The following is a 24,953-nucleotide window of genomic DNA, read 5'->3' as shown; positions in this document are numbered from 1 at the left end:
CGCCATGACGTGCTTGAACGTGCCCCAGCCGTAGCCGAGCTGCACCCGGGACGGGATGGCGAGGCCATTGTTCGGGTAATACCAGAGGTAACCCGATGCGTCGACGCCCAACACGTCCGCATACCCGTCACCGGAGAAGTCGGCCGCCATGACGTGCTTGAACGTGCCCCAGCCGTAGCCGAGCTGCACCCGGGACGGGATGGCGAGGCCATTGTTCGGGTAATACCAGAGGTAACCCGAAGCGTCAACGCCGAGTACATCCGAATGCCCGTCACCGCTGAAGTCGGAAACCGTCCCCGTTGGACGCCGGGCACCGCAGTTCTGGCTGACGTACGTCTCCACGCCGCTGGCGTAGTCGAACGGGTCACCGTGGAACGAGGCCGGCCGGATGTAGTCCGGCCAGCTCTGCCCGCTGCCGCGGTTGCGGTACTCGAAGTGCAGGTGCGGACTGATACCGGAGCTGTTTCCGTCGGTGTTGCCGACTGTACCGATCGTCTCGCCCTGGGCGACCGCGTCGCCGTTGTGCGCAAGTTTGGTGTCGAGGTGGGCGTACAGGGTGGAGTAGCCGTTACCGTGGTCGATCTCCAGGTAGTTTCCGTACGCCGAGCTCTCGCCCCCCTCCCACCTGATCGTGCCCGCCGCCGCAGCCAGTACTGGCTTCCCCCGGTCCTCAGCACCGGACGACAGGTTCCAGTCGATCTCGTAGTTCTGGTGCGCGCTGCTACCGCCGGAGTTACCTGTCCACGAGGTACCGCAGCTGAATGGAAGCTCGAGATAGGGGCCCGCAGCACTCGCTGGCGACACGACCACCATCATCGACGCGGCCAGCGCCGAAACCACCGCCGGGGCGAGCACGCTCAATCTTGAACGAAGACGCATCTGACTCCTTCCGAAGTGGCCAAACTGCTGGGATGCAGCACTGAATTGATCTCAACGAGATCCGGGTAGGTATCGGTATTCGAAGTGTGTGAGGTGCAGTCGGCGAGAGCCTGGAGGACGCAGTACGCCGGGAGCTGGGTCGTAGCCGGAGTCGGCCACGGCCGGTAGGTGCAGGTGCGAGGCCGCCAGTACAGGACTCCGGTGACGTCGAGGTGCTGGGCGCAGGTCAGGTCGTGCAGGTGCCCGGGCATCGCATCCGAGGCCCAGATCGCGCAGCCGGCTCGGCGCTTGCTGGTGAAACCGCCATTGCCATGACACCCAGCAAAGTGGCCGTACCTATGAGTACTCGCTTGAAGACCATCGATCTCCATCCTGGATCAGCGCCCGGTAGCCGAAGAAGGGACTTTCAAAGGGTGGCTCCGCATGGTGGGGTGGATGGTTAATGGATTGTTGTAGTTCGGCGAGGGTGGTTCACGGGCGTCGACCGACGGCGCCGTCTCGAGGGGGTGCGGTGCAGATTCGGTTGCTAGGGCCGGTGCAGGTGTGCGCCGACGGTCGAGACCTTGATGTCGGGCCCCGCCAGCAGCGGCACGTCTTGGCCGTCCTCGCCGCCGACGCGGGCCGTGCGGTGACCCCAGAGACGTTGATGGACCGTGTCTGGGAGCAGGTGCCAGCCGGCGCGCGGCGGGCCTTGCATGTGCACATCACCCGAATCCGGCGGTTACTGGAGCGCACCGAGGCGGCCGCTTTGCCGCCGGTGTCGGTGGTGCGTAGCTCTGGTGGTTACCTGCTCGACATCGATCCCGACCGCATCGACGTCCACCGGTTGCGCCGTCTGGTCGAACGGGCCCGCGCCGCGCACCGCGCCGATGAGCGGGCGGGGTTACTGCGCGAGGCCGTCGGCCTGTGGCGCGGTGACCCCCTGGGCGGGTTGACCGGATCCTGGTCGGCGCGGACCCGCGAACGGTGGCGCCGGGAGTACTTCGACACCGTCGTTGCCTGGACCCGCGCCGAACTGCACGTCGGTAACCCGAGCACGGTGATCGCAACGCTCAGAGACCTGACCGGCGAATACCCCCTCATGGAATCCCTGGCCGTGGCGTTGATGCGGGCCCTGCACGCCGCCGGGGATCCCGCCGAGGCCCTGAAGCACCACGCCACGGTCCGCCAGCACCTCGCCGACGAACTCGGCGCGGACCCGAGCGCCGAACTGCAGGCGGTGTACCAGGCAATCCTGCGTGGTGAGCTGGACCCGCCCCACGCCCCTGCCACCACGCGACCTATGGCCGCTGAACCAGTGGTGCCGATGCAGCTACCGGCCGACGTTTCCGGGTTCACTGGCCGCGCCGAACACCTCGCGGACCTTGACGCCCTGGTGGCCAGCCGGTCCGAGCGGGTGTCGACGGCGGTGGTGATCGCCGCGGTGTCCGGCACCGCAGGGGTAGGCAAGACCGCCCTGGCGGTGCACTGGGCCCACACCGTCGCCGAGAAGTTCCCCGACGGCCAGCTGTACGTGAACCTGCGCGGGTTCGACCCCACCGGGCGGGTGATGGCCCCGACCGAAGCCGTGCGGGGATTCCTCGACGCACTCGGCGTGCCACCCGAACGCATCCCACCCGACCTAGACGCCCAGACCGCCCTCTACCGCAGCTTGCTTGCCGGCAAGCGGATCCTCGTCGTGCTCGACAACGCCCGCGACGCCGAGCAGGCCCGCCCCCTGTTGCCCGGCACCCCGACCGCCATGGCGGTGGTGACCAGCCGCACCCAACTCACCGGTCTGCTCGCCGCTGACGGCGCCCATCCCCTGCCCCTCGACCTGCTGTCCACCATGGAGGCCCGCGACCTGCTCACCCGCCGACTGGGTGACCGGGTCACCGCCGAGCCCGACGCGGTACAACAGATCATCACTGCCTGCGCCAGGCTGCCACTCGCGCTGAGCATCGCCGCCGCCCGCGCCCAACAAACGAACTTTCCCTTGGCTACGCTCGCCGCCGAACTCAACCAAGCCGACCAGCAGCTCGACTCCCTGGACGCGGGCGACCCGACCAGTCAGTTGCGCGCGGTGTTCTCCTGGTCGTACACCGCTCTGACCGCACCCTCGGCCCGACTGTTCCGGCTGCTGGGTCTGCACCCCGGCCCGGACATTGCCACACCGGCGGCGGCCAGCCTCGCCGGCCACCCCGTGTCCGAGACCCGCAGGCTACTGAACGAGCTGACCCGCGCCAACCTCCTAGTCGAACACGTCCCCGGCCGGTATACCTTCCACGACCTGCTACGCGCCTACGCCACCGAGCTCACCCACACCACCGATCCCGACCACACCCACCACGTCGCCCTCACCCGCCTGCTCGACCACTACACCCACACCGCCCACACCGCCGACCAGCTTCTCTACCCGACCCGCGACCCGATCCCCGTGCCCCTCGCCCCAGCCGCCGCCGACGTCAGCCCCGAGCGACTCGCCGACCACCAGCAGGCCATGGCCTGGCTGACCGCCGAGCACCCCACCCTTCTTGCCACCATCAGACACGCCGCCGATACCGGGTTCGACACCCACACCTGGCAGCTCGCCTGGGCCCTCAACATGGTCCTCTACCAGCAGGGACACTGGGACGACCAAGCCGCCGCCTGGCAGGCCGCCGTGCACGCCGCCCGCCGCCTGCACGACCCGGCCGCACAGGCGACCGCCCACCGCGGCGTGGCCCGCGGCGCCACTCAGCTCGGCCGCCACGCCGACGCTCACACCCATCTCCAACACGCCCTCGACCTGTACACCCGGATCGGCGACCGAGTCGGCCAGGGTTACACCCACTACAACCTCAGCTACCTTCGGCAGCGACAGGGCCGCTTCGACCTGGCCCTTGGCCACGGCCAGCAGGCCCTCACCGTGCATCGGGCTGCCGGCCACCGCCCAGGACAAGCCCACGCCCTCAACTCCGTCGGCTGGTGCTACGCCCAGCTCGGCGACCACACCCAGGCCCTCACCGCATGTCAGCAGGCCCTCACCCTGTTTCAGCAGCTCGGCGACTGCAGCGGGCAAGCCAGCGCATGGGACAGTCTCGGCTACGCCCACCACCACCTCGGCCACCACAGCCAGGCCATCGACTGCTACCAGCACGCCCTCGCCCTGCTTCGCGATATCGGCGAGCACTACCACGAGGCCAATGTCCTGACCCACCTCGGCGACACCCACCACACCTCCGGCAACCCCGACGCCGCCGGCGCGGCCTGGACCGACGCCCTGACCATCCTCACCGGCCTTGGCGACCCCGGCGCGCCAAGCCTCCGCGCGAAATTGCACGCCCTCGACCAACACTCGGCCCCGCCCACCGAGTCCGGCTGACCACGAGGGCGCGCCAAGCCATCACCGAGTTCCAGACCCGCCACACCCAGTCGACCAGCGCCTACCAGGACGAACTGGCCGCCATCAGCAGACAACTCAACACGCAGCACGCCCGGCGGCGAGACCCCGCACGTCACCCTGCGCCTGGACCGGGCCGTGCCCAACCTGATCCTGGCCCGCAGAACCAAACCCGCCGAAGAACTCCTGGGACCTGCGCAACTACCTGTGGGCGCCCGCCCTCGGCCTCTTCGACATCCAGCGCATCCAGCGCATCCATCTGCTGCGCAACGTACTCATCCTGGCCGGCGCGGGCGTCGGCGGAGGCTCCCTCAACTACGCCAACACCCTGTACGTGCCGCCGAAGGCGTTCTTCACCGACCGGCAGTGGGCGCAATTCACCGACTGGCAGCAGGAGCGGGCCCCGCACTACGACCAGGCGCAGCGGATGCTCGGCGTACGGCTCAACCCGACCGTCACGCCCGCCGACATGCACCTGAAGTCGGTCGCAGAGCAGATGGGTGTGGCCGACAGCTTCCACATGACGCCGGTCGGCGTCTTCTTCGGCGACGGCGACGACGCCGAAGGCAGCCGACAGGCTCGCCCCGGCGGCGAGGCCCAGGACCCGTACTTCGGCGGCGCCGGACCCGCCCGCCGGGCCTGCATCGAGTGCGGCGAGTGCATGACCGGCTGCCGCCACGGGCCCAAGAACATGCTCACCGAGAACTACCTCTATCTCGCCGAACGCAACGGCGTCGAGATTCACCCGCTCACCACCGTCACCCGGGATCAGCGAGAAGGGCGACAGCTACCTGGTCGAGACCTGTCATTCCGGCTCCCGCCGGCGGGGCAGGCGCACCCTCACCGCCCGCCACGTCATCGTCGCCGCGGGCACCTACGGCACCCAGACGCTGCTGCACACCCTCAAGGCCCGCAATGATCTGCCGCGCATCTCCGACCGGCTGGGTCACCTCAGCCGCACCAACTCCGAGGCCGTGGTCACCGCTCAGACCACTAACCGCAACTACGGACAGCGTGCCGACTTCACCAAGGGCGTGGCGATCACCTCGTCCATCCACCCGGACGAGCACACCCACATCGAGCCGGTCCGCTACGGCAAGGGCTCAAACGCCATGGGCCTGCTGGCCGTGCTGCAGGCACCCGGTGGCGGTCGCGGCCCACGATGGCTGCGCCTCCTCGGCACCTGTGCCCGGCACCCGGTCCTGCTCGCCCGTTCCCTGAGCAAGCGCCGCTGGTCGGAGCGGACCATCATCGGCCTGGTCATGCAGTCTCTGGACAACTCCCCTGACCGTCTCGATGAAGAAGGTGCGCCGAGGCGGGGCCAAGCTGACGTCCCGTCAGGGACACGGGGCGTCCAACCCGAACTGGATCCCCGCCGGCGAGGAGGCGGCCCGCCTGCTCGCCGGCGAGATCAATGGCTTCCCGGGCAGCTCGATCGGCGAGATCTTCGACATCCCCCTGACCGCGCACTTCATCGGCGGCTGCCCCATCGGCGACAGCCCCGACACCGGCGTGATCGACCCCTACCACCGCCTCTACGGGCACCCCGGCATCAGCGTCGTCGCCGGCTCCGCCATCTCCGCCAACCTCGGGGTAAACCCCTCCCTGACCATCACCGCCCAGGCCGAGCGGGCCATGTCGCTGTGGCCCAACAAGGGCGAGGCCGACCCGCGCCCGGTCCAGGGCGCGCCCTACCGGTCCATCCCGCCGGTCAGACCGATCCGTCCGGCCGTGCCCGAGACCGCCTTCGCAGCCCTGCGCCTTCCCCTCCTGCCGATGCCCACCGTCCGGCCAGGGGCCGCCGACGCCCCGACCGCTGCTGCCCAAGACGGCCACCGGCAAGATCCTCAAACGCGAGGTGACGGCGCCGGCCGACTGGTCAGGTAGAGCGCCGCCAGGCTCAGCGCAGTCCCAGTGCTGGGCACGGTCCGCGCTCGTCCAGTGGTCCTCGACCCGATCGTCACCCGGTCAACCGGCTCACTTGAGCGAAGTAAGCCCCCGCCCAACCACCGTTCTTGCCGGTCGGCGGCGGCACCTGCGTCGAATCGTTCGTGCAAAGGGCGTCCGCTCGGGTTCGGCCCGGCGAAAAATGAGGGACAGGAAGGAGGGTCATGAACCTGCTGAGCGTCCTACCACTTACGGTGGTGATGATCGCCGGTCCGCAGATCATCAGTGCCATCTTCCTGGCCTCCAGCCGGGACGCGAAGCGCAGCTCGCTTGCCTTCCTGGTCGGAGCCGGGCTCGCCGTACTCGTCGCGCTGACTGTGTGGTACGTCGTTTTCCATACGGTACGTGGCGCTGGGAACGGGCAGCACAAGAACGACGGCACGCGGCGCCTGATCGACTGGGTGGTACTGCTGGTGCTGCTGGCGTTGATGGTGATGATCTTCTCCCGCCGCAAGCGAACCCAGCCGCCCAAGTGGATGAGCAGGTTGCAGGAGGCCAAGCCGCGCTTCGCCTTCGGGCTGGGCGTCCTTCTCTTCGTCGCCATGCCCAGTGACGAGGCCACCATGCTGGCAGTCGCCGGAAGCCTGGCAGGCCACGACAAGCCGTGGTGGCACCTGCTGCCGTTCCTGTGTCTGACGCTGCTGCTCCTGGCATTGCCACTGCTCGCCCTGCTCGCGTTCGGTCAGCGGGCGGCAGCAGCGCTGCCGAAGATCCGCAACTGGGCCAACGACCACTCGTGGTGGGTCAGCGAGGCGGTGATCCTGATCTTCGTGGCTATCGTCGTGTCCGACCTGGTCAAGTAAGGCCCTCGCCCGCGCGTTGCCCTCCGGCCATAGGTTGCCAGCCGGCGTTCAGACCGTTCAAGCGGAACCACGAGCCGCTACGCCACCACCTGCTGCCACCGCCGTGCCTAGACGTCGGCCGTCAGGCCCGCCTGCTTGGTCGCCTCTGCGTCGGGCAGCCCGGAGGCTTGTAGCAGCTCGCTGACGGCGGCGCGCAGTTGTGCGACGACGACGTTTCCGGAGGACTCGACACCCTCGGCGCAGGCCTGGTTGACTTCTTTGATCGCCTGCAACGCCCGCGCACGCGTAGGACCTGGCTCCCGGCCGGTGACGACGTCACGATACAGGAGCCTCAGCGCCTGGCCGGCGTGCTCGATCGACGGTGGCAGACCGGCCGGCACCGGCTCGCCGGCGCGGAGGGTCACCACCGCCCAGTGCACCAGTTCGCGGGTGCAGGTGTAGGCCGTATCGAGGTGCTCGGCGGCGTGCTCCCACCGGCGTACGACGGCGAGCCGTCGCCTCCGCCACGGTGAGAGGACCGCGACCTGCCGCGCAGCGGCCACCAGCTCAGCCGTCTTGTGTCTCTGCTCCCATGATGCGGAGAAGCGCTCCAGGGCGCATTCGGCCTGTTGAAGGTCACGATGGACCAGTGCGTCGGCGACTGCCGTCAGTTCACGGGCGAAGGCATCCACCGTCGGACCGACGCTGCGATGTACGACCCGCAGCGGGTTGAGTGGCAGGATCAGGAACGCGACGGCGACGGCGACCACACCACCGACCACGGCACTTTCCGTTCGCGGCACCGCCAGATCCGGTCCTTGCGCCACCGTCCCCAGCAGCAGAGCTGTGCCTCCTGCCTGCGCCATGACCGCGCCGGTGCCCCGAAACGCGACTGCCACCGCGATGGCCAATGCCACGACCACGCCGGTCTGGACCGGGGCTACCCCGATCGTCCGTGTGATCACGTGGGCGACCACCGCACCCACGATCACCCCGGCGATGATCTCCAGCGCTCGCCTGAATCGATTACCGATGGCTCCCGCGATCGTGCCGACCGCGACCGCGGGCGCGAACAACGGTTGCGCATTGTGCAGTACATCGCGCGCGATGAACCAGGACAGCTCGGCCGCCACACCTGCCTGCGCCGCGACGATGAGGTACGTGCGAAGTCGCTCGTACACGTCTCGGCCGCTCCGCCGCGCACGCTCGCTCAGCACACCTCGAAGCCGGCCGAGCACCTCTCACCCCCGCGTATCCATCGGCTCCCCAACGACATCGTCATACGCCAACAACGATCGGATGCTCGAGATCCCCAAGCTGCTGCATCTGATCTCTACTGCCCCTGAAAACCCCGCTCTGAAGGCCGCTACCGCGCCGCTTTCCGGCAACGGCACCGACCCCAGCATCGTCAGCCGGTGGATCGCGGAGGTATAAGCCGAGCAGGTCACCGCCGAGGCCACCCTGCGCCGCTCGGCGGACGCCGACACTTCTCCACCGACGACATCCGCCACATCGTCGAAGCCCTCGGAAACGTCATCGATGTGCTACGCGACGCCGAGCCCGCAGACAAGGGCCGGATCTACGGCGAACTGGGGCTCACATTCACGACAAGCCTACGGCTCGGGAGGTGTCCGCTCAGGCAACCCCAAGTACCAGATGGTGTCCGAGGATCGGCACGTGCCGATAGCCAACCCGGGCTGCGCCTTCCGCCCCCAGGCCCGGCACGCCGCGGCGCCAGCGCGGGCGTGCGGCAGGCAGAGACCGGCCGTGGCGACTGGCCGGTGGCGGCGCCCGGTCGACAGTGTGGGCGCAGATCTTCGCCGACGTGCTCGGCCGCCCGGTCCGGCGGCAGCTCACCAGCGAACTCGGCGCCCGGGGCGTCGCCTCCCTGCTGCCGGGCGCCCTCGGCCACGGCGTGCCGTCGTGGACGGTCAACGACGAGAACGACCTTTGCGTGCACCCGGGGCCGGACCGCGTCGCCTATCTGGAGCACGCCCAGGTGTTCGACCGCTGTCTCGCTGGTATGTCCTCGGTGTGGTCGGAGGTCGAGCGCTACCGCAATTCTGGTAGGCGCGTTTGACTTTGGGGTCTGGTGACATCCGGGAGACTGGAGGACCGTCCTCCCGGAATGTGACAAAGATGAGCAGCCGCGGTGGATCGTCTCGGACGATTTGTGGGCCGGGATCCCACCGCTGCTGCTGCCCAACCGCCCGCCGCCCCCCTTACTCCACACTGTGGTGGCTGGCGAGACAGTGGCGATGCTGACCGCGTACTGTCGGCCGGCATTCGAAGTCGCCCGGGGGCGCAGGTGACACCGTCGGATCCGGTGAAAAGGTGGACTTCGACAACCCCCGACAGCTGGCGCTGCTGGACCTGCTGGGCGTGCACTCCCAGCAGGAAGCGTCCCGAGCCCGGCATCGCACCACCGCGGCCATGCTGGCCGCCATCGCCCGGACCTGCAAATCCTAGTCCGGACCGAAGGAATCCCGCCGGCACCTCAGAGTCACTAGAGGTCTCCCATCGTGGCTTACCTTGCGTAAGACCCCCTGGGGTCCCTAGAAGCATTAGGGAGTCGGGATAGGCTGATCTTCCCGATGGGCTCCTATCGGGTGGCGTTTCCGCAGCTCAACCGCCTGACAGGGCAGATCGGCGAGGCTCGTTTGGGGCCTCGAATCGCCGGCGCCCCCAACCGAGCCCCCAGGGCCGCACCCGGTCGAGCCCCACACGCGGGCTGACAACCACAGGCCTGACTCGGCGGCGACAAGCGCCTAAACAGCCCCTCTCGACAGCTGGCGCGGGTCCTCGCATAGCTCCGAGGCCACGGCAACAGCCGCGGAATTGCCGCACCGCTGCTGCGCCACTGTCAGCCGCTGTCAGGGCTGACAACGGCGCCGATCTAAACCGGCGCAGGTTCTACGGATGTTGACCTACCCACAAGGTCAGATCCTGTTAGGTCTGGTCAGGTTCTGTCAGATGTCGGGCTTGCTGACAGAATCGCTCGCGCGCCGCACCCGGACGGCTCAGGTCTGACAGGAATCGCCGGTCGCTGTCCTCTCACGCAGCGTCCCGGGCTGACAGGTCGGATTTGAAGTGGTCGCGTGTGGTGGCTTCGGTCCGCAGGACGTGCACGAGCGCGGCAATGGTGGCGTCTGGACATCTGCTGCTCGTCAGTGCGTAACTGTCGGGCGAGGACCTTGCGGGGCGGCGGTATTCCGGGAGCGTCACGGGCGTGGTGGCGGCCGGGCAGCCGGGACCAGTGCGACGTCTGGGGGCCGCGGTCCCGGACCGGTGTTGTGCCCGTCTCGTGCCGTCCGGGACCGCCGGACAGCGTCCGGGACCGCCGGGCGCTGGACCGCCGGGGCAAGGACCGCTATGGCGGTGCCCCGGACCGCGGCGGTGGCCGCGTGGACCAGCGAAGGCGGTCCGGGGACCGGCTCGCGAGCATCCGGGACCGACGCGTCACCGATGAGCGTCGGTTCCCGGGTAGTCCGAGTGCGCACTTCGGCTGCGGATGTTTGCTCGTTCCGACGACCAGTCTGAAGTCGATGAGCTGAGCCAAACTCGCTCAGGTGTCCGGGCACGTGTCTTTCACGCTCCCAGGGCACGCTCCGTGAACGCGAGGAACAAGCTGAGGGGTCCGGCTCCACGACACGTAAGAGGCTTCTTTGGCGCGGGTGGTCGCGACGACACGTAGGCATCGTTTCGTGAGCGTGTCGCGCTTGGGCTGCCCCTGATCGGCCTCGCTCGGTGTAGTGCGTGACCTTCGTGTCAAGGGCGATGTCGGCCAGGTGCACGGGATCCGCGTCGGGCAGCTGGTCCAGGCCGCCGGCCTCGTGCGGCTTGGTCGAGTTCGTGGCGGCTGTCGGCACGCGTTCTGTGACCTGTGGCGACGTGCGGTGCGGTGACTCCAGCACCAGGGCGGCGGCACCATCCAGCAGTGCGCTCAGTCCCCGCAAACCCGTGCGTCTTATCGATCGGCGTCTGAGTCGCGGCGCGATGACGCCCACCGGCGGTACCGGCCGACGTGGCTTGACCCCGGCGACGGATTGAGCGTGGATCAGGTCCGCCGGTGGCTGATCCATCGGCGCGGTCCGCACCATCACCCGAACCGCCCCGACAGGGCCTGCCGACGAAGAGGCGCAAGCGATGACCGGTCCTGCCTTGGGGGCACAAGCTCCGCCCTAGACCCCTGGGCGGTGAAGAGCGCCGCAGCAACGGATTCGCCTAGGTACCGCACCGCCGCACCGCACGTGCCGGCGGTTTCCACCCAGAGATCGGCCCGGGGCGCCAGGACAGGCGCCGCGGGCCCTGACGGACGGAGATCCGCAAGCCATGAGTCAAGCCGTCAAGGCTGCCCTGTTCACCACGAGAGACCTTGGGAAGAACGAGCGGGCGGTGGCCATCGCCATCGCCGCCCACGCCAACCGTGAGGGCAACGCCTGGCCATCCGTGGCCACCCTCGCCGAGTACGTCGGCTGCTCCGAACGCACAGTGCAACGATGCCTGGCCAAGCTCGTGCAACTGGGCCGTCTCGTCGTGTCCAAGGCCGCCGGCATCGCCACCCGCGTCTACCGACTGGTGCACCCGAACCGGCGGACCACAGCCACAACGGGGGCGACAAAACAACCGGCGGGGGTGACAAAATCGCCCGCCGGGGGTGACAGCCAGAGTGTCACCCGAAGTACTGAAGACCAATTGAAAGCCGACGCGCCCGCGAGCGCTGCCCGGTGGCGGCGATTCCTGCCGACAAGCCGGCGGGCTCCGGTTGCAGCCGGTGCCCACTGGCCGGGCGCGGCCACGCCACAGGCCGACGGTCGGTGCCAGCGTCCTGGGCACATTGGTCAGCCCGCTGGCCGCTGCGTCCCCTGCCGTTCCGAGGCGATCGAGCGCAGGTGAACGGCCCGACATCCCAGGAACGCCGTAGACCCGGATCCCGGCGGAGACCCCGGCCATCGAGCCGAACGCCACGGCCTTGAGCGACGCGACGCAGTTGTACCCGGTGGCGCTGGGTTTGGTGCGGCCATCGCGGCGGGGACCCCGGACCGTTCCGGTCCGCAGTCACGGCGACTGGGGTGAAGGGGCAGCCAGTGCGCTTGCACCGCGCCTGGCCGCCCCTTCGCCTCGTCGATTCAGCCTTCGGCTGCTCTGGACAGGTATGTCAGGAGGCGCAGGTGTTGAGCATGCTCTGCAGGGCGGACTTCTCGCTCGATTGCAGGCTCAGCCCCCAGGTGTACTTCACGGTGATCCACATCTTGCTGTAGGTGCACCGGTACGAGGACAGCGGCGGCTGCCAGGTGGACGGGTCCTGGTCGCCCTTGGCCTGGTTGACGTTGTCGGTGACGGCGATTAGCTGCGGGTGGCTCAGGTCGTTGGCGAAGCTCTGCCGCCGGCTGGTGGTCCAACTACTCGCACCGGACCGCCAGGCCTCGGCGAGGGGCACGACATGGTCGATGTCGACGTCGGAGGCGGCGTACCAGGTCGCGCCGTCGTAGGGGCTGTACCAGCGGCCCGACACCGCGGCGCAGCTGCTGTCGGTGACGACCGAGGTGCCGTCGCGCTTGAGGACGGTCTCGCGGGTGTTGCAGGTACCGCTGATCGTGATCCAGTGCGGGAACAGGTCGCGGGAGTATCCAGTCATCGAGCCCTCGGTCTTGACGGTGAGGGCGTTGAGCTGCGACTGGGCGGTCGACTTGGAGGGAATGCCGGGCGGTGTGGCCAGCGCCGGCGCCGCATGTACGGCGGCCAGGGCGCCGGTGGCGACGACGGCCGCGGCTGTTGCCGCGGCCCACCGACGCACTACTGGGGTTCTGCTGGACAGCGGTCGTACTCGCATGCGGGCCTCCGGGCGACCGTCGTTGGGCATCGACCTTCTCCAACGATGATGTCCATTGATGGGCATCTTTGTGAAGAGGTGGGGGCCCTTCCGTGAAGATCGGCCGAGGGAGTCGCGTACATCGATGACACGTTGTCGCCGTTGAGCGCGTTGCGCCGGCAAGAGTGCGCGCGGGATCGCAATAGATGTTTCGCCGGGCAGCCACGTGGTCCTGGCAGGGGTTGCTTCGAGGGCATTTCGGCCTGACCTCCCCGACTACCGACGGCTTCAGCGCCATGCGGCAAGCAGGCACCGCCCGGAACCTGGCTATGTTGGAGGGGCGTCTGCTCGTGAATCGCCCGCGCCTCCATCGCACGCCGATGCGCCATCGACGATCCGATCCACGGGATCTGGGCCATCACCACAGCGGCGGACGGCCGGCTGGTGGGAAACCTCCTGCTCAAGCCGATTCCCCTGTCGGCCGGGGAACCGGCCGGCGGGCCGACCGATGTCGAAATCGGCTGGCACCTGCTTCCCGACGCCTGGGGGCACGGCTACGCCACCGAAGCAGCGGCGGCGGTCCTGGACGACGCGTTCAGCCGGGGTCTGACGAGGTCATCGCGGCCACGGATCCGGACAACCGTGCCTCCCAGGCCGCCTGCCGGCGGCTCGGCATGACGCACTTCGGCCGGACGACGAGGTACTACGACACGCCGAACGAACTCTTTGAAAAGCTGGCCAGCTGATCGGCAAAGACCTCCACGACCGCCTCCGCCGCTCGCCACCACCACATCCATGCATCGACGGGTACGGGCCCACGTCTCGGCCCGTGGCAGACCGTCACCCTGACGGCGGTGATCAGGTGAATTCCGACTACTCGATCAACAGAGCCTGCCAGTCTCACGGCGCCGACGAGCGGTAAGCCAGGCCCGGTCGCGGCCGATTACATACGGTCGGGGAATGGACGTGTTGCTGCGCGGCGGGCCGGGCGACGGCCAGGTGGTGTCCGGCGGCGGGGAGACCGTGGTGTGGGGGGCATGTCTGTACGAGATCACGTCCGAACGCGGCAATCGGCAGGGGCGTGATCTGCGTGTGTACCGCCACCGTCCCGACTGCTGCGAGCCCTACAGTCGGGGTGCCGAGGACCGATGCGAGTGATCTACACCCGGCGGGCCTGCCGGGCTTGTTCACCACCCCGCCTTCCACCGCATTCGAACATGCGTACGATCACCTGGTGCAGGAGGTGGTCCGGCGGTATTGGAACGGGGTGTGGGGACGCTTGGCGCGTCGGGACGTGTGGCTGGTGCGCCAGACGTGCTGGACAGTCGTCGCCCGTGCCGGCGACACCGAGACGGGCAAGGTCCTGCGTTGGGAGTTCGGGACGGAGGCGGATGCCGTGCGCATGGTCGAGCGTCTGCTGCGCGCCGACAGCGCCGGGCAGTGGCGGGGGCAGGATGGCGGTGGGCCGCCGACGGCGCCGCGGGAAGGCCGGCGGCCGGGCCCGGCGGCTCCGGAATGACCGCCCAGACCGTGCTTCCCGACTGCGTCTACTTGTCCGCGCCACAAGCCTGAGGTTGTAACGGGTCCGCCCTGCGGCTTGTGGGTGGCCGCCCCGTCCCCTCGGCATTCTTCTGGCACAGCTTCGCGGGCCATACCACACAATCGCGTGCGCCGAACGTGTCATCCACAGGCAACCCTTTCTATCCACAGGACCGCCGTCGCGGTTTGGCAGCGGGCGCTGGTCGCTGGTGAAGTACCTCCGGCGGCGCCATGAAGAATCAAGGGCGGGCCGGGGAGGGGACAGCCATGGCGAGACGGGACCGACGATCAGCACGCACCGACGAGACAGTGGCGCCGGATCGCCCCGCCCGGATGGGCGGACTCATCAGCGCGCTCGCGGGGCTTGTCGGGGCGGCCGCGGCGCTGGTGACCGCGATCAACGCAATCGGGCGGCTGTGATGCCCACCAGAGAAGCATGGTTTCTCGGAGGGCCTGTTGATGGCCGTCTGACACCTGTCGAGGTCGATGAGACGGGATCCTTGCCGTTGACCGTGCTATTCCCGCAGACAGGGATCTATGTTGGGTCACGCGCTCTGCCGGCTCCGGCCCTCATGCATCACTACCTACGCGAGAACGACGAGACCGTTCCGCCGATCTACCGCTACGCGGGACGCTTCGATGGCCACCGACAACCGCCGCAGGAATGACTTCCATCCTGCAGGCCCGGCGCGGTTGCAGGCGAGCGGGCAGGCGGGTGGCCGGGCCATGGCGGCAGGCGGCACGATGTCAGGCGTGACGACGCCAGCCCGCCCGCCGCTTGCCGTACTGGACGCGGTGCTGGAGCGGTTGACCTACGTCAACGAGGAGACCGGGTACACCGTCGCCCGGGTGGCCACCGACCGCAGCACGGACCTGCTGACCGTGGTCGGGGCGTTGCTCGGCGCGCAGCCTGGTGAGACGCTGCGGCTGCACGGGCGGTGGTCGTCGCACCCCCGCTACGGTCGGCAGTTCGAGGTCGACTCCTACACCACGGTGCTGCCGGCCACGATCCAGGGCATCCAGCGTTACCTCGGCTCCGGCCTCGTGAAGGGTATCGGTCCGGTGTTCGCCGAGCGGATTGTCGCCCATTTCGGCCTGGACACCCTGCGGGTCATCGAGGAGGAACCCGCCCGCCTGGTCGAGGTGCCTGGGCTGGGCCCGAAACGCACGGCGAAGATCACGGCGGCGTGGGAGGAGCAGAAGGCCATCAAGGAGGTGATGGTCTTCCTGCAAGGCGTCGGCGTTTCCACCTCCCTGGCGGTACGGATCTACAAGCAGTACGGCGACGCCTCCACCGACGTGGTCACCAAGGAGCCGTACCGGCTGGCGGCGGATGTGTGGGGCATCGGCTTCAAGACCGCCGACACCATCGCCCAAGCCGTCGGTATCCCCCACGACAGCCCGCAGCGGGTCATGGCCGGCCTGCAATACACGCTGTCCGAAGCCACCGACAACGGGCACTGCTACCTACCCGCCCCGGAGCTGGTCGCCGACGCGACGAAGATCCTCGACGTGCCCACCGACCTCGTCACCCGCTGCCTCGACGACCTGGCCGCCGACGAGGGCGTCGTCCGCGAGCCCCTGACCGCCGCCGACGGGGAGGCGGTGCAGGCGGTGTATCTGGTGCCGTTTCACCGCGCCGAGCAGTCCCTCGCCAGTTCCCTACACCGTCTGCTCGACACGCCCGCCGACCGGCTGCCGCACTTCACGAACGTCGACTGGGGCAAGGCCCTCGCGTGGTTGAAGGCCCGCACCGGCAACGACCTCGCACCGGAGCAGGAGCAGGCGGTCCGTCTCGCCCTGACCTCGAAGGTGGCGGTGCTGACCGGCGGGCCGGGCTGCGGCAAGAGCTTCACCGTCCGTTCTATCGTCGAACTCGCCGCCGCGAAGAAAGCCAAGGTCACCCTTGTCGCGCCGACCGGACGGGCCGCCAAACGCCTCTCGGAGTTGACCGGCCATCCCGCGGCCACCGTGCACCGGCTGCTGCAGCTGCGCCCCGGTGGGGACGCCTCGTACGACCGGGACAATCCGCTCGACGTCGACCTGCTCGTCGTCGACGAGGCCTCCATGCTCGATCTGATCCTGGCCAACAAACTCGTCAAGGCCGTGCCACCCGGCGCGCACCTGCTCCTCGTCGGCGACGTCGACCAACTCCCCTCCGTCGGCGCCGGTGAAGTCCTGCGCGACCTGCTCGCCGCTCCCACCATCCCCCGGGTACGGCTGACCCAGATCTTCCGCCAAGCCGCCCAGTCCGGCGTCGTCACCAACGCCCACCGCATCAACGCCGGCCGCCCGCCCCTGCTCCAGGGGCTGCCGGACTTCTTCCTGTTCGCCTGCGATGACACCGACGCCACCGCCGCCCTCACCGTCGAGGTCGCCTGCACCCGCATCCCCGCCAAGTTCCGGCTCGACCCGCGGCGGGACGTGCAGGTCCTCACCCCCATGCACCGCGGCCCTGCCGGTGCCGGCGCGTTGAACACGCTGTTGCAGCAGCGGCTCACCCCGTCCCGGGAGGGGCAGCCGGAGCGGCGGATGGGCGGGCGGGTGTTCCGGGTCGGCGACAAGGTCACCCAGATCCGCAACAACTACGACAAGGGCCAGGCCGGCGTCTTCAATGGCACCCTCGGCATCGTCACCGCCCTGTCCGCCGAGGAGCAGACCCTGACGGTCCGCACCGACGAGGACGAGAGCATCGACTACGACTTCGACGAACTCGACGAGCTGGCGCACGCCTACGCGATGACCATCCACCGCTCCCAAGGCTCCGAATACCCCGCCGTGGTCATCCCCCTCACCACGAGCGCCTGGATGATGCTGCAACGCAACCTGCTCTACACCGCCGTCACCCGCGCCAAACAACTCGTCGTCCTCGTCGGCTCCCGCCGAGCCCTCGCCGCCGCCGTCCGCACCGTCGGCGCCGGCCGCCGCCACACCGCCCTCGACCACCGACTCACCCGTTTGTGACGGCCCCTGGGATCGGTTGGGTAGGTACGGCTGGGGTGAACAGTTGTGGGCGACAAACGCCGAGCGCCCCGCCGGCCTTCGACCATCGCCGACCGGCAGGTGTAGCTGACGCCACCCGATCGTGACTGGCGCCGCTGTGGCCTGGTGTGGCGGTGGCGATAGGCGGAAGTTGATCGCCGCCTATGCTCGCCGCCATGGTCCGACGTCTCTCCGCCTCCGTGGCTCTCGTCGCCGTGCTCGCCTCAACCGCCGCCTGCGACCCGGCGCCGGCCACAGGCGAATCGACGCCGACACCGCCCGCCACCGCCCTGTGGGGTTCCACAATCCCGTCACCCTCGTTGACCTGGCCGGACGTGGTGCCCGGCGGCGTCCGTCGGGCATGATCGGGCTTCGTGTCAATGCGCCTGATCTACCTCGTGCTCTACCGCATGACCTCGTGGCTGGTCCTCCTCACCCGAACCAGCGCGGCCAAGGACGTGGAGATCCTCGTCCTTCGTCACGAGAACGCGGTCCTGCGCCGACGGAACCCGAAGCCGCGACTGGACTGGACGGACCGAGCGATGCTCGCGGCTTTGATCAGACTCTTGCCCCAGGCGGTGAAGGCCCACCGGCTCGTCACCCCGGCCACCGTCCTGCGCTGGCATCGACACCTGGTCGCCCGCCACTGGACCTACCCGAACCGGCCCGGGCGCCCGCCGATCGACCCGATCGTGGCCAGGCTGGTTGAGCAGATGGCCCGGGACAATCCCGGCTGGGGATACCAAAGAATCCAAGGCGAACTGCTCGGCCTCGGGCAGCGTGTCGGCGCCTCCACCATCCGACGGATCCTCAAACGGCGGGGCATACCCCCAGCGCCGGTGCGCCGTGACCACAGCACCTGGCGAAGGTTCCTCCGCACCCAGGCGTCGACCATGCTCGCTTGTGACTTCCTCCATGTGGACTGCGCGCTCACCCTCCAACGCCTGTACGTGTTCTTCGCCATCGAGGTCGGCAACCGGTACGTGCACATCCTCGGCGTCACCGCCAACCCCGACGGGCCGTGGACCGTCCAGCAAGCCCGGAACCTGCTCATGGACCTGGGCGACCGGGCCGACCAGTTCAAGGTTCTGATCCGGGACCGGGCCGGCCAGTTCACCGCCGCCTTCGACGCCGTCCTGGCCGACGCCGGCATCACCGTTTGCAAGATTCCGCCGCAGAGCCCGCGCGCGAACGCCTACGCGGAAAGATTCGTCGGCACCGTCCGCGCCGAGGTCACCGACCGCATGCTCATCGTCGGTCAACGGCACCTACGCCGAATACTCGATCAGTACGCCCGTCACTACAACGGGCGGCGTCCGCATCGGGCGCTGCAGTTGCAGCCTCCACGCTCCGACCGTCCTGCCGTCGACCTGGCCCACGAGCGGGTCAAACGCCGACCCGTCCTCGGCGGGCTGATCAACGAATACGAACGCGCCGCGTAGAAGCCGAGCCCAGACCGACGATGACAGGATATTGGAACCCCACAAGCGCGGGGAGCAGTAGCAGCAGCCGAGCGTTCGGCTCTACTACACCGTAGGGTGCACCGGAGAAGTCCGCTGTAGTGCCGAGCTCGGGCCAGCTCAGCCCCGGACGCATTTCATGCCCTCCGACGGTCGCGAGCCTCAACGCGTCCTTCCCGCCGGGACGGCACAGAAGAAAGTCGCAGAAGTACTCCCTGGGCAAATTGAAGTATACGACATTGACCTCGTGCCCGTCGCGCAGTCCGAGCTGGAACACCGGCCAAGCGTCGGGATCGCGCAGCCGGCGATCAGAGTATTCGTAACAATCCTCCACCTCCACCCCGAACGCCTCGGTGACAAAGGAGTCATCTTGTGGCATCAGCATGGACGACAGATAGGTAGGCCAGAACACCGGATCACTCAGGAAGGCGGCACCATCGATCAGCGGGTCTTGCTCGTATCCGTAGCCAGCAATCTTCACGCCTAGCATCGTGCCATGCCCTCGTCGGCGGCAAAAGCCGGGACCGGGAAACTTCGGGCCGAATCGACCTGGTCCTGACGCGCCTCGAGAGATACGGACGTGATGTGGATGCGCTCGACCGGGCACATATTGCCCGGCTCACCCTGAGCGGCCAAGGGGCCGATTTGTTGGCGCAGGGACATCCTCCAGGTTTGATTCTCTGGCCGGATCGGCCGCGTCAGTGTTTTCGCTGCCTCGTGGCTGCCTCTCCTGGTCTGGGTACCAGAAGACGGCAGCGGCAAGCCGGCCAGGAGCTCCTGGTAGGCGGTGGGATGGACGATCGGGATGGCGTACTGGTGGGCCTTCTTTGCCTTGCCTGACATCGTGTCTGGGTCTGCGGCGACTAGGAGCCGCGTCTTCTTCGTGACGGTGTTGCCCACTTGGAGGCCGGCAGCTCTTGCTTGCTCTTCCCACTCCCATCGTGGAGGTTCCATGGCGCCGGTGAAGACGACTGTGTCCCCGGGTAGCTCGAACATCGTTCTCGCCGCGCCGCTCGACGCGGTACCGCCGTCCCGCCCAGGTGTTGGGAACGTCCGACTGTCAGAGGTCACCGAGCGCGAGTGTCGAGGACACCTCCCGCAGGTCGGCGTCCGTCAGCGCGTTGACAGGTCCGTGGGGGTTGCGCAGGCTGTGCCGGCCGTCGTTGAGCATGACGCCATCCACACTCCGCCACCGCGACCACGCCCGGCGCTCCAGCAGGTACGCGGCCAGATCACGGGCCCGATCGTTCGCACCGCAGGCCGCCAGCGCCTGAGCCACCCGCGTCGCCGCCTCCGCCGGCAGGTCTGGGTCGCCCAGGGCCGGCAGCAGCAACAGCAGCCGCGCGTCCTGGTCGGTCAGACCGTACGGCGCGCCGGTGAAACTCGCGGCGTGCAGCAGCTCCGTCCAGCTCAGCCCAGGAAGGAATTCGTTACCGCCTGCCACCGCCAACCGCAACGGGCGCTCTCCCCCCGCCCGGCACATGAGGAAATCGGTGAATGAATCGTCGGGGTCATTGCACAGGACAACCCAGATCTCGTGGCCGTCGCGAAGCCCGAGCCGGAACGCCGGCCAGGCTTCGGAATCGTACAGTCGGGCAAGGAAATACTCGTCACATTCCTTCGCACCAACAACGAATGCTTCGCGAACCAGCGAATCGTCCGGCAGGAGCATCGTGGAAAGCAGATATGTTGGCCAGAACAGCCGATCACCCAACAACGACCCGCCATCAATCAACGGATCTTCTTCGTATCCAAATCCCATGAGTCTCACGTCGGGAATTATGGCACAGACGATCTCGTAGCGCCACCCGGGTTGGTGGCGCTACGAGACCGGTGCTTACTGGATCAGTTTCCTATCACGGACCGAACACTTCAAGGTTGTTGACACCGGGGCGCCAGAACACTCGGAATCCGGTGCTGCCCCTGCTGTAGGACCTCTTGGCGAACTCACCACCAAGTTCTCTTTCGGTTCCGAGCTCGGCGTTGCAGTTGAGGCACAAGGGGCGGCTGGCGGCGCCTTCGACGATCACCTCCGATTCCTTAAGACTGTCGATGATCGCCTCCTCCGCATGAATGCCCTCACCCGGGGGTTCCACCCAGTCAATCGCGATGTCATTTCCGTAGACCTTCCTGATTTCCTCCTCCCAGCCCTCCGGCATCGTGGCTTCGTCCGCGTCTGGTTGCGCAATCGAGACCTTGATCCGGTATTCTTCCGTTTCTGAATCCCAGACCTTCATCACGGAAGTTGTGCTCTTCGCGGCGAGCCAAGGTCGGCGCATGCCGTTCAACTTTTCAGTGAGATCTGCCGCCTCCTGGCCGCCCTCCTCGGTACCCTGCACGCCTGCCGCGTCCGCCGCTTTTTCGGCGTCCGATTTCTCGGCGTTTGCCGCCCAAATGCCGACCCCGAGAGCAACGACTGGCAGCGCCACCGCCGCAGCCGCCAACGCTGCTGCCGCGGCAGCGTCGACGGCCGCGGCGGCGGCCGCAGCCCCCAACAGTCCGATCGGCAGGATGTCATCGTCGGGCGTGTGGCCGTCGAGCTCGATACTGCTGATGGGGTTTCCGCCGCCGAAGGCGTATCGATTGCCGGTCCACGGGTTGAGGCCCAGCTTCATGTCGGACAGAGCACCGTTGTAGCTGTCGCGGGACAGGAATCGGTTGAGGCTGGGGCTGTAGTCCCGGAAGCCCATGTCGTAGTTGCCGGACGACTGGTCCCACCGCTTGGCGTTGAACCGGTAGGCGTTGTAGGGCTCCTTGGTCGGGTCCGCCGTGTCCGGCTTGTCGATGCCGGTGAACTGGGCATCGTCGTTCTTGCCGTACGCGGTGTAGCCGTAGGTGGCCTTGGTGTCACCGGTGTCGTCGGTGAGCTGCTCGACGTCGGTGTGCGGGTCGTATCCGTAGTAGGCGTTCTCCTCGGTCCCGTCGTCCTTGTGGGTGATCTGGGAGAGGCGCTGTCCCCACGGTGAGTACTGGTAGGACTTGGTGAGCTTGCCGGCGACTTCCTCGTCGAGGACCTCGCTGGAGAGGCCGAGGTAGTTGAAGGTGGTGGTCTTCTCCTTCGGGCCGCCGGCGTCGGTGGTCTTGGTGGCGGTCCGGTCCAGTGGGTCGTAGGTGTACTTGGTCGTGGCGGTGCTGGTGCCGTTGTTCTTGCGGTTCTCGATGACGTGGTCGAAGCCGTCGTAGACGTTCCGCTCCAGCACGGTGCCGCCGGCGGTCACCGTGTCCAGGCGACCGAACGGGTCGTAGTTGTACGACGACGTCGCGCCGCCCGTGCTGGCGGTGAGGAGACGGTTGCGGTCGTAGTTGAACGTCGTCGTTGCACCCTTGATGGTCTGGTTGACGACGTTGTTGTTGGCGTCGTGGACGTACGTCTCAGTGCCCGCACCGTCGCCGGCCTTGGTCACGGTGGCGAGGCGATCGCGGGGGTCATAGGTGTAGTCGCTGGTGGTGTTGAGGTACGCCGAATGGTCGTCGGCGTTCATCTTCTTCGCGACGTCCCGGGCGCGGTTGCCGTTGAGGTCGTAGGTGTAGGTGTGGTCCGACACCAGCGTCCCGTTGGGCTTCTTCTCCGTCTGGGTGTTGAGCAGCCCGTCGAGGTAGTAGGTGTAGTCGACGGTGTTGCCGTTGCCCTTGGTCTCCTTCAGCTTTTCACCGCGGTCGGTGTAGGTGAAGGTGGTGGTCTTCTGGTCCGGGTCGGTGGCGGACTTGCCGTTGACGACCGTGGACACCATGTCCCGTGGGTCGTAGGTGTACTGCGAGTACTGCTTGTCGTGGGTGGTGGTCAGCGGTTCGCTGTTCTCGTTGTAGGTGAACGAGGTGGTGTTCGTGACCGTCCCGGACTTACTCTCGGTGACCTTCTGGACCTCGTTGAGGTCGGTGTAGTCGACCGCGTAGTCGCTGACCCGGGCGCCGGGGCTGTTGTCGGTGATGGTCTTGAGGTTGCCGTTGGGGTCGTACCGGTACGTGTAGTCGTGCTTCTCGTTGTCCGCCTCCCCCGTGTTGTCCCGCACCAGCTTGACCGCGTCCGCGACGACCGTGCCGGTGGCCTGGTCGGACAGGGACACCTTGTGGCTGTTGCCTTCGGTGAAGCTGTAGGAGCCGAGGCTGACCCAGGCGCCGGTGTTGGTGGTCTGGTTGACCGTCTTGGTCGTGGTCCCGCTGCCGTGGCTGATCGTGTACTTGGCGTCGGTGGCCGCGCCGGTGACCTGCGGATAGCGGGCGAACACCTCGTACGTGCCCGACTGCGGCACGTTCAACTGCCAGGTGAAGGCGTTCGCACCGGTTCCCGCCGGGCGGGTGGCGTAGGTGGCGCCGTACCTGCCGGTGGCCGTGTTGGCCGTGGTCCAGGTCCCGGTCGCCGACGTGTTGTTGAAGTCGGAGTTGTCGACCAGGACGACCTGCTTGCCGACCGGCACGCCGTCGTCCGAGCGGGAGGCCAGCTTGCCGTCGGGGAAGTAGGACCAGGTCATCGTCCGGTTCGACGACCCGCCAGCCGAGGTGACCGTCCGCGCGGTCTGAGCACCCAGGTCGTTGTAGTCGTACGAGGTGACGATGTCCCACGGGTCCGACGAGGTCTTCGTCCAGCCGTTGTAGTAGTAGGTGTAGGTGGTGTCGTTGCGCACCGGCTCACCCGACGACGGGGGTGCCGACAGGGTGGTCAGGCGGCCGACCGCGTCGTAGGAGTAGGTGGTGACGTCCGCGGTGTTGTAGCGGGCGTCGTCCTTGTCGTAGGCGGTGCGGGTCTCCTTGACCCGGTTGAGCTTGTCGTAGATGGTGACCGTGGCGAAGTCGTCCGGGTCGTCGGTGGTGGCGACACCCCGCGGGCTGATCACCTTGGTCTGGTTGCCGACCTGGTCGTACTCGTACTTGGTGATGCGGTAGGCGATGGTGCCGTTGTCGTTCTGGTGCGGCACCTTCACCTGGGTCGGCTTCCCCCGCGGGTCGAGGGTGACCTCGGTGGTGTTGCCCAGCTGGTCGGTGGTCGCCGTGACCAGCCCGTCCCGGTCGTAGGTCCTGGTGGTGAACTTGCCCAGCGCGTCGATGGACTTGGTGACCCGGTGCGCCAGGTCGTACTCCATCTTCGCGGTGTAGTCGGCGGCGTCCGCGCTGGCGTTCTTACGCGGGTCCACCATGGTGGTCACGTTGCCGACGTTGTCGTACCCGTAGGTGATCTTCTGGCTCTTGGCGTTGGTGACGCTGATGAGCTGGTAGATCGCGTCGTAGGCGTTGGTGGTGGTGTAGTCCCCGACCGTGCTGGTCAGGTTGCCCTTCGGCTCGGTGGTGGTCAGCAGGTTGCCGACCTTGTCGTAGGTGAAGGAGGTCTTGCGTTCCGGGTCGCCCGCCAGGTCCACCGGGGCGGTGACGTAGACCGTCTGGTCGGCCTTGTCGTACGAGGCGGTGGAGGTGGCCCCGTTGGGCGCGTACGACTCGTAGACGTTGTCGTTGGCGTCGTACTTGGGTGCCGGGGTGGTGATCCACCGGTTGGCGTCGACGGCCACCTTGTTCTCCAGCGGACGACCGAACGTGTCGTACGTCTGGGTCGTGTCGTGGGTGAGCGCGTCGGTGACCGTGAGGACCTGACCCCGATCGTCGTAGGCGAAGGTGGTCGCCTTCTGATCGGCGTCCGTGATGGTCGTCGGGTAACCGCTCGGGTGGTAGGCGGGGCCGTACGCCGTGGTGTTGCCGTTGGCGTCGGTCTCCGTCAGCAGCTGGCCCCAGGCGTCGTAGGTGTAGCGGGTCGTGTAGTCGTTCTGGTCGGCGGTGGTGTTGCCGATCGGGTCGGCCACCCAGGACAGGTCGCCGTCGGCCTCGTACCCGAAGGTCCACTTGCGACCCTCCGGGCTGATCTTGCTGACCAGATCGGCGACGTAGCCGTTGAGCTGCCGCTGGTAGGTCAGCACCGTGCCCGCGGTGCCGTTCTTGACCGCCTCGGCGTCCTTGGTCTCGGTCGGGTAGCCGGTCTTCTGGTCATACGTCCAGCTGGAGGCGGCGCCGTTGGGCTCGGTGAGTTTGGTGACGTTGTGGTCGTCGTCCCACTCGAGCTTGGTGACCTCGTTCTTGGCGTTGGTGGTCTGGGTGGGCCGGCCGTAGCCGTCCTGCTGGTAGGCGGTGGTGTGGTTTTCGGCGTCGGTGACGGTGGTGTTGATGGTGTTGCCCTGCGGGCCGTCCGGGTCGACGTAGGCGAACTGGGT

General features: G+C 67.8%; 19 protein-coding genes and 2 pseudogenes. 14 read left to right on the top strand and 7 right to left on the bottom strand.

The genetic code is table 11. From position 1 onward, the window contains the following. On the bottom strand, positions 1–879 hold an 879-nt coding region (locus ACZ6S5_RS29420; protein WP_466005476.1), incomplete at its 3' end, for a peptidoglycan DD-metalloendopeptidase family protein. A 442-nt stretch (positions 880–1,321) separates the two neighbouring features. Between ACZ6S5_RS29420 and ACZ6S5_RS29415 the strand changes: the two are divergent. The 5 genes and pseudogenes from ACZ6S5_RS29415 to ACZ6S5_RS29395 all read left to right on the top strand — a co-directional run. Beyond that, positions 1,322–1,645, top strand: a pseudogene (locus ACZ6S5_RS29415) (AfsR/SARP family transcriptional regulator); the annotation flags it as partial. Continuing rightward, positions 1,646–4,222, top strand: coding sequence for an AfsR/SARP family transcriptional regulator (locus tag ACZ6S5_RS29410; RefSeq protein ID WP_466005489.1), 2,577 nt, complete (start codon positions 1,646–1,648; stop codon positions 4,220–4,222). 352 nt (positions 4,223–4,574) lie between these two features. Next, positions 4,575–5,159: a hypothetical protein gene (locus tag ACZ6S5_RS29405; RefSeq protein WP_466005475.1), complete on the top strand. Its 585-nt coding sequence runs from the start codon at positions 4,575–4,577 to the stop codon at positions 5,157–5,159. 377 nt (positions 5,160–5,536) lie between these two features. Continuing rightward, complete coding sequence (locus ACZ6S5_RS29400; protein WP_466005474.1) at positions 5,537–6,127, top strand: GMC oxidoreductase; 591 nt, start codon at positions 5,537–5,539, stop codon at positions 6,125–6,127. Between the two features lie 224 nt (positions 6,128–6,351). Continuing rightward, positions 6,352–6,990: a GAP family protein gene (locus tag ACZ6S5_RS29395; protein ID WP_466005473.1), complete on the top strand. Its 639-nt coding sequence runs from the start codon at positions 6,352–6,354 to the stop codon at positions 6,988–6,990. A gap of 107 nt (positions 6,991–7,097) precedes the next feature. On the opposite strand, the gene ACZ6S5_RS29390 is transcribed toward ACZ6S5_RS29395, so the two are convergent. Then, positions 7,098–8,150 carry an FUSC family protein gene (locus tag ACZ6S5_RS29390; RefSeq protein ID WP_466005472.1) on the bottom strand — a complete coding sequence of 351 codons (1,053 nt, stop codon included), beginning with the start codon at positions 8,148–8,150 and terminating at the stop codon, positions 7,098–7,100. A 118-nt stretch (positions 8,151–8,268) separates the two neighbouring features. On the opposite strand from ACZ6S5_RS29390, the gene ACZ6S5_RS29385 reads away from it, so the two are divergent. The 4 genes from ACZ6S5_RS29385 (at position 8,269) to ACZ6S5_RS29370 (ending at position 11,865) form a co-directional block, all read left to right on the top strand. Next, positions 8,269–8,403, top strand: coding sequence for a hypothetical protein (locus ACZ6S5_RS29385; RefSeq protein WP_466005471.1), 135 nt, complete (start codon positions 8,269–8,271; stop codon positions 8,401–8,403). A 340-nt stretch (positions 8,404–8,743) separates the two neighbouring features. After that, positions 8,744–9,049: an FGGY-family carbohydrate kinase gene (locus ACZ6S5_RS29380; protein WP_466005488.1), complete on the top strand. Its 306-nt coding sequence runs from the start codon at positions 8,744–8,746 to the stop codon at positions 9,047–9,049. A 254-nt stretch (positions 9,050–9,303) separates the two neighbouring features. Next, positions 9,304–9,438, top strand: a complete 135-nt coding sequence (locus ACZ6S5_RS29375; protein ID WP_466005470.1) for a hypothetical protein — start codon at positions 9,304–9,306, stop codon at positions 9,436–9,438. A gap of 1,863 nt (positions 9,439–11,301) precedes the next feature. Further along, a complete protein-coding gene (locus tag ACZ6S5_RS29370; protein WP_466005469.1) occupies positions 11,302–11,865 on the top strand; it encodes a helix-turn-helix domain-containing protein in 564 nt (187 codons plus the stop codon). Between the two features lie 262 nt (positions 11,866–12,127). Here the strand turns inward: ACZ6S5_RS29370 and ACZ6S5_RS29365 are convergent, their stop codons facing one another. Further along, positions 12,128–12,802: an HNH endonuclease family protein gene (locus ACZ6S5_RS29365; protein WP_466005468.1), complete on the bottom strand. Its 675-nt coding sequence runs from the start codon at positions 12,800–12,802 to the stop codon at positions 12,128–12,130. Between the two features lie 336 nt (positions 12,803–13,138). On the opposite strand from ACZ6S5_RS29365, the pseudogene ACZ6S5_RS29360 reads away from it, so the two are divergent. From ACZ6S5_RS29360 to ACZ6S5_RS29340, 5 genes and pseudogenes are all read left to right on the top strand, one after another. Then, positions 13,139–13,527: pseudogene (locus ACZ6S5_RS29360) on the top strand (GNAT family N-acetyltransferase); the annotation flags it as partial. A gap of 214 nt (positions 13,528–13,741) precedes the next feature. Continuing rightward, positions 13,742–13,939, top strand: coding sequence for a hypothetical protein (locus ACZ6S5_RS29355; protein WP_466005467.1), 198 nt, complete (start codon positions 13,742–13,744; stop codon positions 13,937–13,939). Positions 13,940–14,015: 76 nt separating this feature from the next. Next, positions 14,016–14,300: a hypothetical protein gene (locus tag ACZ6S5_RS29350; RefSeq protein ID WP_466005466.1), complete on the top strand. Its 285-nt coding sequence runs from the start codon at positions 14,016–14,018 to the stop codon at positions 14,298–14,300. Between the two features lie 764 nt (positions 14,301–15,064). After that, a complete protein-coding gene (recD2, locus tag ACZ6S5_RS29345; protein ID WP_466005465.1) occupies positions 15,065–17,284 on the top strand; it encodes an SF1B family DNA helicase RecD2 in 2,220 nt (739 codons plus the stop codon). 398 nt (positions 17,285–17,682) lie between these two features. Further along, entirely contained in the window at positions 17,683–18,744 is a 1,062-nt protein-coding gene (locus ACZ6S5_RS29340; RefSeq protein ID WP_466005487.1) for an integrase core domain-containing protein, read from the top strand. Here ACZ6S5_RS29340 and ACZ6S5_RS29335 read toward each other — a convergent pair. From ACZ6S5_RS29335 to ACZ6S5_RS29320, 4 genes are all read right to left on the bottom strand, one after another. Then, positions 18,719–19,243, bottom strand: coding sequence for a hypothetical protein (locus ACZ6S5_RS29335; protein WP_466005464.1), 525 nt, complete (start codon positions 19,241–19,243; stop codon positions 18,719–18,721). The two genes, ACZ6S5_RS29340 and ACZ6S5_RS29335, sit on opposite strands and share 26 nt — an antisense overlap. Positions 19,244–19,245: 2 nt before the next feature. Beyond that, complete coding sequence (locus tag ACZ6S5_RS29330) at positions 19,246–19,758, bottom strand: BRCT domain-containing protein (protein ID WP_466005463.1); 513 nt, start codon at positions 19,756–19,758, stop codon at positions 19,246–19,248. Positions 19,759–19,822: 64 nt separating this feature from the next. Then, on the bottom strand, positions 19,823–20,533 hold the full coding sequence (locus tag ACZ6S5_RS29325; RefSeq protein ID WP_466005462.1) for a hypothetical protein: 711 nt from the start codon (positions 20,531–20,533) through the stop codon (positions 19,823–19,825). 85 nt (positions 20,534–20,618) lie between these two features. Then, positions 20,619–24,953, bottom strand: a 4,335-nt coding sequence (locus ACZ6S5_RS29320; RefSeq protein WP_466005461.1) for a golvesin C-terminal-like domain-containing protein, incomplete at its 5' end; no start/stop codon positions are given.

The organism is Micromonospora sp. NPDC051924, from assembly GCF_055586005.1.
Note: the sequence above shows the minus strand (reverse complement) of the source record. Positions and strands in the feature narration are given on the sequence as shown.